16 protein-coding genes and 1 riboswitch are annotated in these 14,849 nt (G+C 73.2%); of the genes, 8 read left to right on the forward strand and 8 right to left on the reverse strand.

Annotation, left to right across the window (positions count from 1 at the left end):
- Positions 1–12 precede the first annotated feature (12 nt).
- From OG429_RS11695 to OG429_RS11705, 3 genes are read right to left on the reverse strand one after another with little or no spacing between them, the layout of a single operon-like run.
- On the reverse strand, positions 13–642 hold the full coding sequence (locus OG429_RS11695) for a TetR/AcrR family transcriptional regulator (protein ID WP_328925244.1): 630 nt from the start codon (positions 640–642) through the stop codon (positions 13–15).
- A 29-nt stretch (positions 643–671) separates the two neighbouring features.
- The gene (locus tag OG429_RS11700) at positions 672–2,765 is read right to left on the reverse strand and encodes a YhgE/Pip domain-containing protein (RefSeq protein WP_328925245.1); all 2,094 of its coding nucleotides are present in this window, start codon (positions 2,763–2,765) and stop codon (positions 672–674) included.
- On the reverse strand, positions 2,737–3,576 hold the full coding sequence (locus OG429_RS11705) for an ATP-binding cassette domain-containing protein (protein WP_328925246.1): 840 nt from the start codon (positions 3,574–3,576) through the stop codon (positions 2,737–2,739). Before OG429_RS11705 ends, OG429_RS11700 begins: the two co-directional genes overlap by 29 nt.
- Positions 3,577–3,747: 171 nt before the next feature.
- Here OG429_RS11705 and OG429_RS11710 point away from each other — a divergent pair, with 171 nt between their 5' ends.
- The 5 genes from OG429_RS11710 to OG429_RS11730 all read left to right on the forward strand — a co-directional run bounded on the left by OG429_RS11710 (position 3,748) and on the right by OG429_RS11730 (position 8,045).
- The gene (locus OG429_RS11710; RefSeq protein WP_328925247.1) at positions 3,748–4,242 is read left to right on the forward strand and encodes an SAV_6107 family HEPN domain-containing protein; all 495 of its coding nucleotides are present in this window, start codon (positions 3,748–3,750) and stop codon (positions 4,240–4,242) included.
- A gap of 88 nt (positions 4,243–4,330) precedes the next feature.
- Entirely contained in the window at positions 4,331–5,089 is a 759-nt protein-coding gene (locus tag OG429_RS11715) for a class I SAM-dependent methyltransferase (protein WP_328925248.1), read from the forward strand.
- Between the two features lie 266 nt (positions 5,090–5,355).
- Complete coding sequence (locus OG429_RS11720) at positions 5,356–5,757, forward strand: DUF3040 domain-containing protein (RefSeq protein WP_328925249.1); 402 nt, start codon at positions 5,356–5,358, stop codon at positions 5,755–5,757.
- A 115-nt stretch (positions 5,758–5,872) separates the two neighbouring features.
- On the forward strand, positions 5,873–6,499 hold the full coding sequence (locus tag OG429_RS11725) for a DUF4126 domain-containing protein (RefSeq protein WP_328925250.1): 627 nt from the start codon (positions 5,873–5,875) through the stop codon (positions 6,497–6,499).
- A gap of 94 nt (positions 6,500–6,593) precedes the next feature.
- Positions 6,594–8,045: a phytoene desaturase family protein gene (locus OG429_RS11730; protein ID WP_328925251.1), complete on the forward strand. Its 1,452-nt coding sequence runs from the start codon at positions 6,594–6,596 to the stop codon at positions 8,043–8,045.
- Between the two features lie 13 nt (positions 8,046–8,058).
- Here OG429_RS11730 and OG429_RS11735 read toward each other — a convergent pair whose 3' ends face one another.
- The 5 genes from OG429_RS11735 to OG429_RS11755 form a co-directional block, all read right to left on the reverse strand.
- On the reverse strand, positions 8,059–8,931 hold the full coding sequence (locus OG429_RS11735; protein ID WP_328925252.1) for a hypothetical protein: 873 nt from the start codon (positions 8,929–8,931) through the stop codon (positions 8,059–8,061).
- Between the two features lie 51 nt (positions 8,932–8,982).
- Complete coding sequence (metF, locus tag OG429_RS11740) at positions 8,983–9,897, reverse strand: methylenetetrahydrofolate reductase [NAD(P)H] (protein ID WP_328925253.1); 915 nt, start codon at positions 9,895–9,897, stop codon at positions 8,983–8,985.
- Positions 9,898–9,999: 102 nt separating this feature from the next.
- Positions 10,000–10,635, reverse strand: a complete 636-nt coding sequence (gene thiE / locus OG429_RS11745) for a thiamine phosphate synthase (RefSeq protein WP_328925254.1) — start codon at positions 10,633–10,635, stop codon at positions 10,000–10,002.
- 77 nt (positions 10,636–10,712) lie between these two features.
- On the reverse strand, positions 10,713–11,078 hold the full coding sequence (locus OG429_RS11750; RefSeq protein ID WP_328925255.1) for an Rv2175c family DNA-binding protein: 366 nt from the start codon (positions 11,076–11,078) through the stop codon (positions 10,713–10,715).
- 67 nt (positions 11,079–11,145) lie between these two features.
- A complete protein-coding gene (locus tag OG429_RS11755) occupies positions 11,146–12,366 on the reverse strand; it encodes an NAD(P)/FAD-dependent oxidoreductase (protein ID WP_328925256.1) in 1,221 nt (406 codons plus the stop codon).
- A gap of 81 nt (positions 12,367–12,447) precedes the next feature.
- Positions 12,448–12,560: riboswitch (TPP riboswitch) on the forward strand.
- Between OG429_RS11755 and thiO the strand changes: the two genes are divergently transcribed.
- From thiO to OG429_RS11770, 3 genes are all read left to right on the forward strand, one after another.
- Entirely contained in the window at positions 12,558–13,754 is a 1,197-nt protein-coding gene (thiO, locus tag OG429_RS11760; protein ID WP_328925257.1) for a glycine oxidase ThiO, read from the forward strand. It overlaps the preceding riboswitch by 3 nt.
- The gene (thiS, locus tag OG429_RS11765; protein ID WP_328925258.1) at positions 13,751–13,951 is read left to right on the forward strand and encodes a sulfur carrier protein ThiS; all 201 of its coding nucleotides are present in this window, start codon (positions 13,751–13,753) and stop codon (positions 13,949–13,951) included. The genes thiO and thiS overlap by 4 nt, the downstream gene beginning before the upstream one ends.
- A gap of 5 nt (positions 13,952–13,956) precedes the next feature.
- Entirely contained in the window at positions 13,957–14,751 is a 795-nt protein-coding gene (locus tag OG429_RS11770) for a thiazole synthase (RefSeq protein ID WP_328925259.1), read from the forward strand.
- Positions 14,752–14,849 lie beyond the last annotated feature (98 nt).

Raw genomic sequence — 14,849 nt, forward strand, 5'->3', positions numbered from 1 at the left:
GGCCGCCCGGCTTCAGCGGTTTCCGCTGACCCGGCCCCGCAGCAGCAGCGACAGCGCCGAGTGCACGTCGTCGAGGGACCGCTCGCTCTGGAAGGACTGCCAGTCCAGGGCCGCCACCAGCACCATGCCGACCATCGCGGCGGCGGTCAGCGGCACGTCGATCTCCGCGCTCAGCTCCCCGCGCTCGACGCCCTCCCGCAGCACCGTCTCGACCACGGCCACCGCCTCCTGCCGGACGACCATCAGCGTGGACTGCCACGCCCGGTTGGTCCGCCACAGCTCGGCGACGTAGAGCTGGGTGAAGGCCGGGTACCGGTCGATGAAGACGAGACCGGCCCGGATCATCGCGTCGAGCGCCTCCACGCGACTGCCGCCCCGCGCCTCGGTCTCCTCCGCCGCCGTCCGCAGCGAGGCGGTCAGCAGCCCGACCCCGTGCCGCAGCAGCTCCTCGAAGAGCTCGTTCTTGCTGGCGAAGTTGTAGTAGACGGTGCCCTTCGCGACGCCCGCGCGCTCGGCGATCTCCTCGACCGTGGTCGCGGAGAACCCCTGCTCGGCGATGAGGGTCACGGCCGCCTCGTAGAGCTTCTGGCGGGTGGCCTGGCGGCGGCCGCCGCTGGTGCCCGTCCCGGGCTTGTGTTCCATGGCGCTGATTCTCACAGGTCAACGGGTCCTTACAGACTCAGTTCCGGGTGGAGCCGGTCCATCGTCCACACCTGCTTGCCGCGGGCGGCCAGCGCGGTGAGGGCGAGGGCGCCCGCAGTGAAGGCCACCAGGACCGCGCAGCCCTGCCAGACGGAGGTCAGGTCGCCGCCCGTGATGAGGTGGCGCAGGCTCTCGACGACGTACGACATCGGCAGGTACGGGTGGATGGCGTTGAAGAAGCCGGGGCTGGTCTGCACGGGGTACGTGCCGCCCGCCGAGGTGAGCTGGAGCATCAGGACGGCGAGGACCAGGATCCGCCCGGCGGCGCCGAACTTGGCGTTGAGCCACTGGACGATCGCCGCGAAGCAGCCGGTGACCAGCAGCAGGAAGCCGATGGTGCGGGCCGGGTGGGCCATCTGCAGGCCGAGGCCCGGGGCCCAGTGGAGCACGGACATGAGCAGGCCGACCTGCGCGGCGCCGATCCCCGCCACGGGCAGCCAGCCCGCGAGGGCGATCCGCCAGGGCGAGGCGCCCGCGGCCAGAGCCCGCTTGTTGAGCGGGGCGATGAGCATGTAGGCGACCATCGCGCCGACCCAGAGGGAGAGCGGGATGAAGTAGGGGGCGAAGCCGGTGCCGTAGTTGGGCGCCTTGTGCAGGGACTGGTTGGCGAGCCGGACCGGGTCGGCCATGACCTCGGTACGGGCATCGCGCTGCTGCTGGTCGTAGTCGGGGATCTGGCCGGCGCCCTTGTGGAGGCCGTCGGCGAGGTCGCGGTTGCCGTCGACCAGCTTGTACATGCCGCCGTCGAGGGTGTGGGCGCCGTCGCCGAGCTTGCCGACGCCTTCGTTGATGGCGCCGGAGCCGTCGGTGGCGGTGCCGAGGCCGGTGTGCAGCTGGGCCATGCCGGTGGCGACCTGGTGGGCGCCGGCGTTGAGGGCGTTGACCTGGGCGACGGCCGCGTCGAGGTCGGAGGCGAGGCCGGGGGCCCTGTCGACGAGCTTGCGGGCCTTGTTCTCCAGGTCGGTCAGCTGGGTGCGGAGCTTGGCGACGTCGCCGTTCGCGTTCTTGACGAGGGTGTTGACGTCGCCGGTGAGTTCGGCGGCCTCGGCGGCGTCGTCCTTGACCTTCTTGAGGTCGGGGCAGGAGGCCAGGTGCGGTTCCTTGCCCGGGGTGACGCAGTGCTTGGTGTAGTACGCGTCCGCGCCGGTCGAGGCCTTCTTGGCGGCGGAGGCGGCGGCCGGGGCCTTGTCGGCGAAGGTGTCGAGGTGGTTCTTGACCACCTTTGCGGTGTCGGCGACCAGCTCGGCGGTGTCCGCCAGGTTCTTGGGGTCCTGGACGAACGGGCGGGCCTTGTCGGCGGCGCCGTTGACCTTGTCGGCGAGCCGCTGGGTACCGGCCGCGACGTCCTTGGAGCCGGTTTCCAGCTTGGACGCGCCCGAGTTGAGCTTCTTCAGGCCGCTGTTGAGCTCGCCGGTCTTCTCCTCGGCCGTGTCGAGGCCGTCGGCGAGTTCCTTGGCGCCCTGCTGGGCCTTGCCCGCGCCGTCCTTGAGCTTGTCGGCGCCGTCGGCGGCCTCGGCGGTCTTGTCGTGCAGGTCGGAGAAGCTGACGAAGATCTTGTCGAGGAATCCGCGCGAGGCGTTGGTGGACGCCGCCGAGCGGACCTCGGAGAAGACGGTGCGCGAGATCGAGCCGACGATGTAGTTGTTCGCGTCGTTGGTGCGCACCTGGAGGGCCCCGGTGGTGGGGTCCTCGCCGGAGCTGGAGGCGATCTTCTCGCTGAAGTCGGCGGGCATGGTGAGGGACAGGTAGTACGTCCCGTTCTCCAGCCCCTTCGCGGCCTCCTCGGCGCTGACCTCGCGCCAGTCGAAGGTCTTGCTGTCGTGGAGCTTCTTGGTGATCGCGCCGCCCGCGTCGAGGCGCTCGCCGCCCACGCTCGTGCCCTTGTCGGCGTTGACGAGGGCGACGGGCACCTTGTCGAGGCGGCTGTACGGGTCCCAGAAGGACCAGAGGTACAGGGCTCCGTAGAGCAGCGGCAGCAGGAGGAGCGCCACGAGAGCGGCCCGGGGCAGCTTCCCCCGCCCGAACCGCTTCAGCTCAAGCGCGGCCAGCTTCGGCGAGCGCATCGTCCGCCCCCTTCGTTTCTTCGGTCTCGTTCTCGGCGTCGTTCTCGGTGTCCGCCTCGGCGGCCGGGGCTGCGTCCGCGGCCGGGTCCGCGCCTGCGTCCGGCGCGGCCGGTTCCTGCGGGCCGGTCCGCACGACGACGGCGTCGTCGGGGGCCTCGCTGCACACCGCGAGGACGGTGGTCCCGGCGGCGGCGATCGAGCGCAGCAGCGCCCAGGCCTCCGTGCGCTCGGTGTCGGAGAGCTTCAGGTCGAGGTCGTCCAGGGCCAGCAGCCGCGGCGAGCCCAGCAGCGCGATGGCCACGGACAGCCGTACGGACTCCAGGCGTTCCAGGTCCCGTACGGAGGTGCGCGGCCCCTTGGGCAGCGTGGTGAGGTCCAGCCCGGCGGTGTCCAGGGCGGCCTCGATCCGGGCCCGGGCGTCGGCCCGGCGCTCGGCCGGGGAACGCAGCAGGGCGCGGACCGGGCCGTCGTAGTGGCGGTGGAGCAGGGCGCCCTCGCGCAGCTGTTCGGCGACGGTGAGGGCCTGGTCGAGGTCGGTGACCCCGGCGACCGGTCCGAGGGCGGCTACCCGGCGGACGGCCGTCATGTGCTTCGGCAGCCGGTGGCCGCCGACCTCGGCGTGGCCCGCGGTGGGCTTCATGCGTCCGGTGAGGGCCAGGAGCAGACAGGTCCGGCCGGTGCCGGAGGGGCCTTCGACCGCGATGAGCGAGCCGGGCGCCGCGTCGATGCCGACTCCCCGGAAGGCCCAGCCGCGCGGGCCCTTGAGTCCGAAGTCCTCGGCTTTGACGGCCGCGCCGTGCGGGCTGTCCACGCCGTCCCCCTTCTTTTGAACTGACCAGTCAGTTCAAAAACTACCACCTTCCTGCCCACCGGGTGCCCAGTCGGGGGCAGTTGTCCCGGGAACGACCGAAAAGCCGCAGGTCAGAGCAATTGTCAGTGGCGCCCGTCACGATGGTGGGAACGCATCGACAGGAGGTTCGTCATGGCCACACCGTCCCCGTCCCCTGTCCACCCCGTCCTGCGGCGATCAGCAGCTCCCCCGGCCGCCCTCGACCTGCTCGCCAAGGCCCACACCGGCCTGGCCGAGGCCGCCCGGCTGACCCGGCCCAACGAGCGGTACGCCACCGCCCACCTCGCCGCGCTGCGCACCGCCGCGGCCGTGCTCGCCGCGCGAGGGCGGCCCGAGCCGGTCCACCCGCGGCGGCGGCCGCGGATCCGCAGCGCGTGGGAGGTGCTGCCGGAGATAGCGCCGGAGCTGACCGAGTGGAGCGCGCTCTTCGCCTCCGGCGCCGCCCGCCGGGCCCGGGCCGAGGCGGGCATAGCCGATGCGGCGACCGTCCGGGACGCGGACGATCTGGTGCGCGCCGTCGCGATGTTCCTGCGCCTGGTGGAGCGGATGCTCGCGATCCAGCCGCCGCAGCAGACGCTGCCGCAGGCCGTGCCGATCCCGCGTCCGGAGCGTCCGGACGCGGGATGAGCTGCCCCGCGGCGGGAGGCAATAGGGTGGGGCGGGGTGGGGCACTGACCGCTCCGCCTTCCCAAACCGCGCCGAGGAGCCATCAGCCGTGTCGGACACTTCCCGCCCCCGCGCCTCCCTTCGCACCGCCGTGGTGTGGGAGGTCCTCAAGGAGGCGCTCGACCGCCGGGTGAAGGCGACCGGGCGGGATGTGCTGGACGTGCTGGACACCGGTGGCGGCACCGGCAAGTTCGCCGTGCCGGTGGCCCGCCTGGGCCACCGGGTCACCGTCGTCGACCCCAGCCCGAACGCGCTGTTCGGGCTGGAGCGCCGGGTGGCCGAGGCCGGCGTCGCCGACCTGGTGCGCGGCGTACAGGGCGACGCCCAGGGCCTGTTGGAAGTCGTCGAGCGGGACGCGTACGACGCGGTGCTCTGCCACGGCGTGCTGGAGTACGTGGACGACCCGGCGGAGGGCGTGGCCAACGCGGTGGCGGCCCTGCGCCCCGGCGGCACGCTCAGCCTGCTGGCCGCCGGCCTCGGCGGGGCCGTGCTCGCACGGGCCCTGGCCGGGCACTTCACGGAGGCCCGTACCGCCCTCACCGACCCGGCCGGCCGCTGGGGATCCGGCGACCCGGTGCCGCGCCGCTTCACCGCCGAGCAGCTCTCCGAGCTGGTCGGCGGGGCCGGGCTCGCGGTCGGCGCCGTCCACGGCGTGCGGATCTTCGCCGACCTCGTTCCAGGGGTCCTGGTGGACACCGAGCCGGGCGCGGTGGAGGCGCTGCTGCGTCTGGAGGAGGCCGCCGCGGAGCTGCCCGCCTTCCACGCCGTGGCCACACAGCTGCACGTGCTGGGTGAGAAGCAGTCCTGATCTGCGATCTTCCGCGCACGGAGTTTCCACACACCCTCCGAACCAGCAGTCGGCCCCGTATGATCGGGTCAGTGACCGGCATGGTGGACGGGCCGTTGGGGAATGAACGCCTCAATAACCGCCCCCGCGGCGGTACGGGTTTTCGGGCTGTGGGCCTTATTCACAGCCCGGTATAGAGGGCGGGTATCACGGGGGCGATTCCCCGCCTATCCTGAAGGGGACCCCTGGTCGCTACCCCCCGCGACCGACGGATGAGGAGGACTCCCGTGCCGCTCTCGGAGCACGAGCAGCGAATGCTCGAGCAGATGGAGCGAGCGCTGTACGCCGAAGATCCCAAGTTCGCGACAGCGCTTGAGGGCAGCGGACTGCGCACGTACACCCGGCGACGGGTCTACCAGGCAGTCGTAGGCATTCTGGTGGGTATCGCGCTCCTCATGACCGGTGTGATCGTGCCGAACGTACTGTGGATCAGCGTGGTGGGTTTTCTCGTCATGCTGGGCTGTACGGTCCTCGTGGTCACCGGTTGGCGCAAGGCACCCAAGCCTGGCGAACAGCCCGTCTCCGGAAGTGCAGGCGGTTCGGCCCGTGGCCGGAACCGGCAGCGTCGGTCGATGATGACCCGCATCGAGGAACGGTGGCAGCGCCGCCGTGACGAACAGGGGCAGTAGCCCCACGACATCGTGAGTGAGGGGACGGCCGCCGTGTGCGGTCGTCCCCTCACTGCTGTGCGTTCTGTCGTGCGTTCCGACCATCCGATCACCCTTTCTGCGGCATCATGATCGGGTGAGTGTGCTCCCCCTGGTCTTCACCAGCGGCTGGGCCAGTGGGATCAACGCCTACGCCGTGGTCCTCCTGCTCGGCATCTTCGGCGCGACCGGCCTGTCCGACGAGGTCCCCGCGTCGCTGCAACGTACCGACGTGCTGATCGTCGCGGCGGTGCTGTTCCTCTGCGAGGCGGTCGCCGACAAGATCCCGTACGTGGACTCGGTGTGGGATTCCGTCCACACCGTGATCCGCCCGGTGGCCGGTGGCGTGGTCGGCGCGCTGCTGGCCGGCCAGAGCGGTTCGCTGTCCGACATCACCGCCGGCGTGATCGGCGGCTCCACGGCGCTGGCCAGCCATTTCGTCAAGGCCGGCACCCGGATGGCGATCAACACCTCGCCCGAGCCGCTCAGCAACGTCGCGATGAGCATGGCCGAGGACCTCGGAGTGGCCGCGCTCATAACGTTCGCGATGTTCAACCCCGTGGCCGCGGCGGTCATCGCAGCCCTCCTGCTGGCCGCCGGGCTGGCCATACTGATCTTCCTCTGGACCCGGATCCGCCGCTTCCTGCGCCGCCGCGCCCAGCGCCGCGAGGAGAAGCGGCTGGCCACCGAGGCCCGCGAGGCCACCGGAGCGCCACCCCGCTGACCGCCCGCCCCGCCACCCCGCCCGGCCACCCGCCCCGCCACCTGGCCCGACCGCCCCGCCGACCGCCGCCCACGGCCTCGATAGGCTCACCCGCATGGCACGAATTGCGGTGATCGGCGCCGGCATGGGCGCGATGGCGACGGCGGCCCGGCTGGCCGTGGCAGGGCACCAGGTGACGGTGTACGAGCGCGCGGCGACGTACGGCGGCGCGGTCGGCCGGTACGAGCGCGACGGCTTCGCCTTCGACACCGGGCCGGGCCTGCTGCACCTGCCCGCCGTCTACCGCGACCTCTTCGTGAAGACCGGCAAGCGGCCCCTGGAGGCCTGCGTCGACATGGTCCAGGCCGACCCGGCCGTCCGGCACGTCCTCCCCCGCCACGACGTCGACGTCACCCTCCCCGGCGCCTCGCACGGCGGTGTCGCCGCCGCCCTCGACCAGGCCTTCGGCCAGGGCGCGGGCGAGCGCTGGAACGCCGTGCTGGGCCGCGCCCGGGACGCCTGGGACACCACCCGCCGCCCGCTGCTGGAGGAGCCGCTGCGCGCGGACCGGCAGGCGCTGTCCGCCGACCCGTACCCCGCCCTGCGCCGCAGCGGCCTGCTGCGCCGCCGCCCGCCGACCCTCGCCGAGGTGGCCGACCGGGAGCTGGGCGGCGGCCTCGGCGAGCTGCTGACCGGCCTGGTGGGCGCGTACGGGATCGACCCCGCCCGGGCCCCCGGATCGGCCGCCGTGCTGCCGTACATGGAGCAGACCTTCGGCAGCTGGTACGTACGCGGCGGGATGCGGGCGCTGGCCACCGCCGTCTACGAGCGCTGCCGGGAACGGAAGGTGGAGTTCGTCTTCGGGGCGGAGGTCCGGGAGGTCCTCGCACCGCAGGGCCGCGCCGCCGGTCTGCTGCTGGCCGACGGCACCGAAGTGGCCGCCGACTCCGTCGTCTGCGGGATCGACCCGCGGCTGCTGCCGGCCGCCTCCCTGCCGTGGCCGCCGGAGGCGGTTCCCGCCCGCGGCGAGGGCCTGCCCAGCCGGCTCACGCTCTTCCTCGCGCTGCGCGGCGCCCGCCCCGCGGACTCTCCCGGACTCCGTCCGCAGGGACCCCCGGTCCACCGCACCCTGGTGCACTCCCCCGGCCTGGTCGTCACCGTCCTGCGCCCCGACGACCCCACCACCCGCCCCGACGCGGACCACGAGGCCGTCACGGTCAGCGCCGTCCGCGGGCCCGGGAGCCCGGGGCCCCAGGAGCCCGAGGAGCTGCTGGAGCTCGCCGGGAAGGCCGTACCGGGGCTGCGGGAGCGGCTTTTGTGGCACGAGGCGCGCACCCCGGCCGACGTCGAGGCCGCGACCGGCGCGGTGGGCGGCGCGGTGCCCCCGCCCGCGCTCGCGGGGGCCGGGGGCCGGCTGCTGTACCCCGCCAACACCACGGCCGTGCCGGGACTCTACCTGGCGGGCGGCTGGGCGCACCCGGGCGGCGGGCTGGCGCACGCCGGGATGACCGGGGCCCTGGTGGCCGGGCTGATCGTGGAGGGCGCCGAGTTCCGCGGCTCCCGCTGACCCGCCCGCCCGCTCAGTAGCGGTACTGCTCGTACTCGCCCTGCTGGGGGTACGGGTACTGCTGCGGCTGCCCGCCCTGCTCCTCCGCCGGATACGGCTGGGCCACGTCCCGCTGCTGCGGGACCCAGACCCCGCCGGGCGGGGTGTCCATGGCGTACTGCTGCTGCTGCCCGTAGTCGGGGTACTGGGGGTAGGCCGAGTAGTCGTAGGCGGGCGGCGGTCCGACACCGCCGCCGGTGCCGATGTACGGGTCCGAGTAGGCGGCGTAGACCTGCTGCTGATCGCCCGTCGGATAGCCGGCGGAGTAGTCGTACCCGCCGCCGCCCTGGTTCTGCTGGTCGTAGTACGCCGCGTACTGGTGGGCGTCCTGCTCGGCCGTGGTGTACGGCGAGGCGAAGCCCGCGTTCTGGCCCGCGTCGGGGGCGGGCGCGAAGCTCTGTATGCCGTAGGAACCGGTGTCCTCGGGCATCGGCTGCGGGCTGTAGACCTCGTCGGCCTCGGCCTCGGTCGGGAACTGCCGCACCTTCGGGGCCCCGTCGGCGTCCTCGTACTCCAGCGCGGTGACTTCGAGCGCCGGTTCCGGACGCGGACCGCCGGACCGGCGGCGCCGCGACTGCCGTACGGGTTCCCCGCCGCGGCGCAGCGCCCAGCCGGCCACGAAGCCCTTGCGGAAGGAGAGCGTCACCAGGGTCTGGCCCAGGGCGAACGCGGCCGCGCCGGCGCCGATGACCAGAACCGACGGCAGGACCACCCCGGCGACCACGCCGAGGAAGCCGGCGAAGGCGAGCAGGCGCCAGCGGAGCCGGGCCTTGTTCTGCATCAGGACCTCGGCAAGCAGCCACAGCGCGACGAAGCCGAACGCGATGTAGAGGACCGTCATACCCATGCGTGGCCCTTCTCGGTACGGCCGACCGCGTGGGAGACGGGGGCCAGCCGGTCAGGCCCGCTGGTGCAGGCCCAGATTCTCGTAGATCTCGAGAGTCGCCGTGGAATTGTTCAGCGTGATGAAGTGCAGCCCTGGGACACCCTCGGACAGCAGCAGCGCGCAGAACTCCGTGGCGAACTCGATGCCAATGGAGCGTACAGCGGCCGGGTCGTCCTTGACGGCGAGCATGCGCTCTTTCACAGCCTCGGGGAAGACCGCGTTGCTGAGTTGGGGCAGTCGGTCGAGCTGCTTGATGCCCACAACAGGCATGACCTCGGGGATGATCGGGGTCTCGCAGCCCGCCTTCTCGACGCTGTCGCGCAGCCGCAGATAATTCTCCGGGTGGAAGAACATCTGGGTGATCGCATAGTCGGCGCCCGCGCGGCACTTGTCCACGAAGTGCCGGATGTCCGTGTCCCATTCCGACGAACGCGGGTGCATCTCCGGGAAGGCCGCGACTCCGACGCAGAAGTCGCCGGACTCCTTGACCAGCCGGACCAGGTCGGCGGCGTAGTGCACGCCCTCGGGGTGCGGCACCCACTCGCCCATCGGGTCGCCCGGCGGGTCTCCGCGCACGACGAGCATGTTCCGGATGCCCGCGTCGGCGAACTGCCCGATGACGTTGCGCAGCTCGGCCACCGAGTGGTCCACGGCGGTGAGGTGGGCGACGGGGGTCAGCGTGGTGTCCGAGGCGATCTGCTCGGTGGCCCGGACGGTGCCGCCACGGGTCGAACCGCCGGCTCCGTAGGTCACGGAGACGAAGCTCGGGGACACGGCTTCCACCCGGCGCAGCGCGTTCCAGAGGTTGCGTTCGCCCTTCTCGGTCTTCGGGGCCCAGAACTCGAAGGAGTACGAGCTCCCGGACGCGAGGAGGTCGCGGACCGTGTGCGCACGATCCGACCAGGTGGAAGCTGTACCAGAGGCCATACGGGCAGGTTAGACGGGGCCCGCCGGACACCGAAGCACTGTCCGCCTTTTGGACACGTTTTTGGACAGAGCGACAGGCCCGGCCCGGGTGCTCTGGTCCTTCTAGCCGAGGCGGGCCCGGACGCGCTTGGCGAGGTCGGCGGCGGCCGCACCCGGGTCGGCGGCCTCGGTGAGGGCGCGGACGACCACGACGCGGGTGGCACCGGCGTCCAGCACCTCGTCCAGATTCGCGCTGTCGATGCCGCCGATGGCGAACCACGGCCGGTCCTGCTCCAGGGAGGCCGCGTACCGGACGAGTCCGAGGCCGGGGGCGAAGCGGCCGGGCTTGGTGGGGGTGGGCCAGCAGGGGCCGGTGCAGAAGTAGTCCACGCCGGGCTCGGCGACGGCCGCGTCGACCTCGGCCTCGGCGTGACAGGAGCGGCCGATGAGCACCTGGTCGCCGAGGATGGCGCGGGCCGCGGGAACGGGGATGTCGCCCTGGCCGAGGTGCAGGACGTCGGAGCCGATGGCGTGCGCGACGTCGGCGCGGTCGTTCACGGCGAGGAGCTTGCCGTGGCGCCGTGCGGCCTCGGCGAAGACCTGCAGGTGTTCGAGTTCCTCCCCGGCCTCCATGCCCTTGTCGCGGAGCTGGACGATGTCCACGCCGCCGGACAGCACGGCGTCCAGGAACTCGGCGAGGTCACCCTGGCGCTTCCGGGCGTCCGTGCAGAGGTAGAGCCGGGCGTCGGAAAGCTGCATGGGTGTATCCCCCGGATGGAGGCGGTGTACGGACCCCGCGGGGCCCGTACACCGCGGTGGAGCGGATGCGGATCAGGTCAGAGGGCGAGCGCCTGAGCGCGGCGCTTCACCTCCGTGCCGCGATTCTCGCTCAGCGCCTGCACGGGGGTGCCGGGCAGGGTCGGATCCTCGGTGAAGAGCCACTCAAGGATCTCCTCCTCGGTGAAGCGGTCGTCGCGCAGCACGGTCAGCAGGCCGACCAGGCCCTTGACGACCTTGTCGCCGTCGATGAAGGGGGCCGGCACCTGCAGGGCGCGGTTCTCGCCCCGGCGTACGGCGATCAGCTGCCCTTCCTTGACCATCTGGCGGACCCGGGTCACCTCGATGTCGAGCATCTCCGCGATGTCGGGGAGGTACAGCCACGAGGGGACAAGGGCATCGATCTTTGCGTCAATCTCGGTCACGGGTACAAGCCTGCCATCTCGGGCTGACACCCGGTACCGGAGCGGCCCGTCCGTGGTCCGGCCCCGGCTACACGGGGGTCGACTTCAGGGGAACCGCCGGATCGCGGACCTTGGCCGGGTCCACCGCGGCCCCCGTCTCGATGAGCCTGCGGCCCTGCGCCAGGTCGCGGGGGCGGCCCACGGCCAGGACCGCGACCAGGACGCCGTCGCGCAGCCAGCACACCGACCACGTGGGGTCGGCCGGGTCGCCGCGCCAGAGCAGGGTGTCGGCCCCGCCGTGGTGGCCGGCGTACTGGACGAAGCGCCCGAACTGCTCCGACCAGAAGTAGGGCACCGGGTCGTAGACCTGGGCGGGTTCCCCGGCCAGGATGTTCGCGGCGACCGTCCGCGGGCCCTGGAGCGCGTTGTCCCAGTGGTGCACGAGCAGCCGCGTCCCGTAGCGGGCCGACGGGAAGGACGCGCAGTCGCCGACCGCGTACACCCCGGGCAGGGAGGTACGCAGGTACGCGTCGGCGGTGACCGAGCCGTCGGGGCCGAGGACCACCCCGCTCCCGGCCAGCCATCCGGTGGCGGGGCGGGCGCCGATGCCCACCACGACCGCGCCGGCGGGCAGGGTGCTCCCGTCCGCGAGCAGTACCCGGCCCTCCTCGATCCCGGCGACCTTCGCGCCGGTGATCAGCCCGGCGCCGGCCTCCTCGTACCAGCGGGCCATCGGGGCGGCGACCTCCGACGGCAGCGCCCCCGCCAGGACCCGGTCCGCCGCCTCGACCACGGTCACCTCGCAGCCCGCCTCCCGGGCCGCGGTGGCGAACTCCGCGCCGATCCAGCCCGCGCCGACGACCACCGCCCGGGGCGCCTCGGCCAGGACCGGGCGCAGCCGTGCCGCGTCGTCCAGCGTGCGCAGCAGGTGCACGCCGGGGACCCCCTCCGTCCCGGGCAGGGTCAGCGGCTGCGCGCCTGTGGCCAGCACGAGGACGCCGTACGGGACCGGTCCCGCCTCGGTGTCCAGCTCGCGCTCGGCGGCCCGCAGCCCGGTGACCTCCGTGCCGAGCCTGAGCTCGATGCCGAGCCCCTCGAAGTCCACGTCGAAGGCGGAGTCCTCGGCCTTGCCGAGCAGCACCGCCTTGGACAGCGGAGGCCGGTCGTAGGGCTGGTGGGGCTCGGCGCCCAGCAGGGTCACGGTGCCGGTGAAGCCCTGCTCGCGCAGGGCGACCGCGGTCTGCACGCCGGCCATTCCGGCGCCCACGATCACGACGCCGCTCGGGTTCTGCTCCGTCTGCTCACTCACCCGGCCACCCTAATCACCTGACGGGCCGCCAGGAATAGATGCCGCCTTACCGGCTGTCCGCACCGGGGTTAGTCTGGCCACCGTACCTATCGCGGGAGTCCGGACGCACCGGGCTGAGAGGGAGGCTGGCCGGCCTCCGACCGTACGAACCTGATCCGGGTCATGCCGGCGAAGGGAGGGGCTGGACGCCCATGCACTCATCTCGAACGTCCCGACCATCTCGGACGTCCCGGACGGGGTCCGACGTCCTCGTCATCGGGGGCGGGATCATCGGACTCGTCACCGCCTGGCGGGCGGCCCGGCAGGGCCTGCGCACCGTACTGGCCGACCCGGCCCCCGGCGGCGGCGCCGCCCAGGTCGCGGCCGGGATGCTCGCGCCCGTCACCGAGCTGCACTACGGCGAGGAGGCCCTGCTGGGCCTGGGTCTCGCCTCCGCCGCCCGCTATCCCGAGTTCGCCGCCGAGCTCGCCGACGCGAGCGGCGGCCTGGACATCGGCTACCGCGCCTGCGGCACCCTCGCCGTCGCCCTCGACTCCGACGACCGCCTCCACCTGCGGGAGCTGCACGCCCTGCAGCGCCGGTGCGGCCTGGAGTCCGAGTGGCTCACCGGCCGCGAGTGCCGCCGGCTGGAGCCGATGCTGGCTCCGGGCGTCCGGGGCGGCCTGCGGGTCGACGGTGATCACCAGGTCGACCCGCGGCGGCTCGCGGCCGCCCTGCTGGCCGCCTGCGAGGGAGCCGGCGTGGCCGTCCACCGGGCGACGGCCGAGCGGCTGCTGGTCACCGCCGACCGGGCGGCCGGGGCGCTGCTCGACGACGGTACGGAGCTGCGCGCGGACCATGTGGTGCTGGCGGCGGGCTCGCTCAGCGGCCGGCTGGCGGGTGTACCGCCGGAGCTGGCGGCCCCCGTACGGCCGGTGAAGGGCCAGGTGCTGCGCCTGGCGGTGCCCGCCGCCTACGCGCCGTTCCTGTCGCGGACGGTACGGGCGGTCGTGCGCGGCAGCCACGTCTACCTGGTCCCGCGCGAGAACGGCGAGCTCGTCGTCGGCGCCACCAGCGAGGAACTCGGCTGGGACACCACGGTCACCGCGGGCGGGGTCTACGAACTCCTGCGCGACGCCCACGAGCTGGTGCCCGGCATCACCGAACTCCCGCTCGTCGAGACCCGCGCGGGGCTGCGGCCGGGCTCCCCCGACAACGCCCCGATGCTCGGCCCGACCGACCTCCCGGGCCTGCACCTGGCCACCGGGCACTACCGCAACGGGGTGCTGCTGACCCCACTCACCGGCGACGTGATGGCGGAGCTGCTGACCACCGGCGAACTGCCGCCGATCGCACGCCCCTTCACCCCCCGCCGGTTCTCCGCCGCACGTCAGGAGTCGCACGCATGACCATCTCCGTCAACGGCGAGCCGCGCGAGGTCGCGGCCGGCACCACGCTCGACGCGGTGGTCGCCACCCTGACCACGGCCCCCGCCGGAGTCGCCGCCGCGCTCAACGAGACCGTGGTCCCGCGCGGGCAGTGGCCGCTCACCCCGGTGGGCGAGGGCGACCGGGTCGAGATCCTCACCGCGGTCCAGGGAGGCTGACCGGCATGGCTGAAGACCTCTTCACACTGGGCGGCCGCAGTTTCTCCTCCCGCCTGATCATGGGTACGGGCGGCGCCCCGAGCCTGGACGTCCTGGAACGGGCCCTGGTCGCGTCCGGCACCGAACTCACCACGGTGGCCATGCGCCGCCTGGACCCGACGGTCCAGGGCTCGGTCCTGTCCGTGCTGGCGAAGCTGGACATCGCGGTCCTGCCGAACACTGCGGGCTGCTTCACGGCGGGCGAGGCCGTGCTGACGGCCCGGCTCGCCCGGGAGGCGCTGGGCACCGACTGGATCAAACTGGAGGTGGTCGCGGACGAGCGGACCCTCCTGCCCGACGGCGTCGAGCTGCTGGACGCCGCCGAGACCCTGGTGGACGAGGGCTTCACGGTCCTCCCGTACACGAACGACGATCCGGTGCTCGCGCGGAAGCTGGAGGACGCGGGCTGCGCGGCGATCATGCCGCTCGGGTCCCCGATCGGGTCGGGGATGGGGATCCGCAATCCGCACAACTTCGAGCTGATCGCGGAACGGGCGTCCGTCCCGGTCATCCTGGACGCGGGGGCGGGTACGGCGTCCGATGTCGCCCTGGCGATGGAGCTCGGCTGCGCGGCGGTGATGCTCGCGTCCGCGGTGACGCGGGCGCAGGAGCCGGTGCTGATGGCCGCGGCCATGCGGGATGCCGTGTCGGCGGGCCGCCTCGCGCACCGCGCGGGGCGCATCCCGCAGCGCCGCTTCGCGCACGCCTCGTCTCCCGCGGAGGGCCGCGCCGCCCTCGACCCGGAACGCCCGGCGTTCTGACCTGCGGCGCCATCGGGTCTCCGTTCCGGACCCGTGCGGCGCCCCGGACCCCGCGGTCCGGGGCGCCGCACCCGCCGGTCACGTCACAGCTGCGCTGC

The organism is Streptomyces sp. NBC_00190, assembly GCF_036203305.1.
GTDB lineage: Bacteria > Actinomycetota > Actinomycetes > Streptomycetales > Streptomycetaceae > Streptomyces.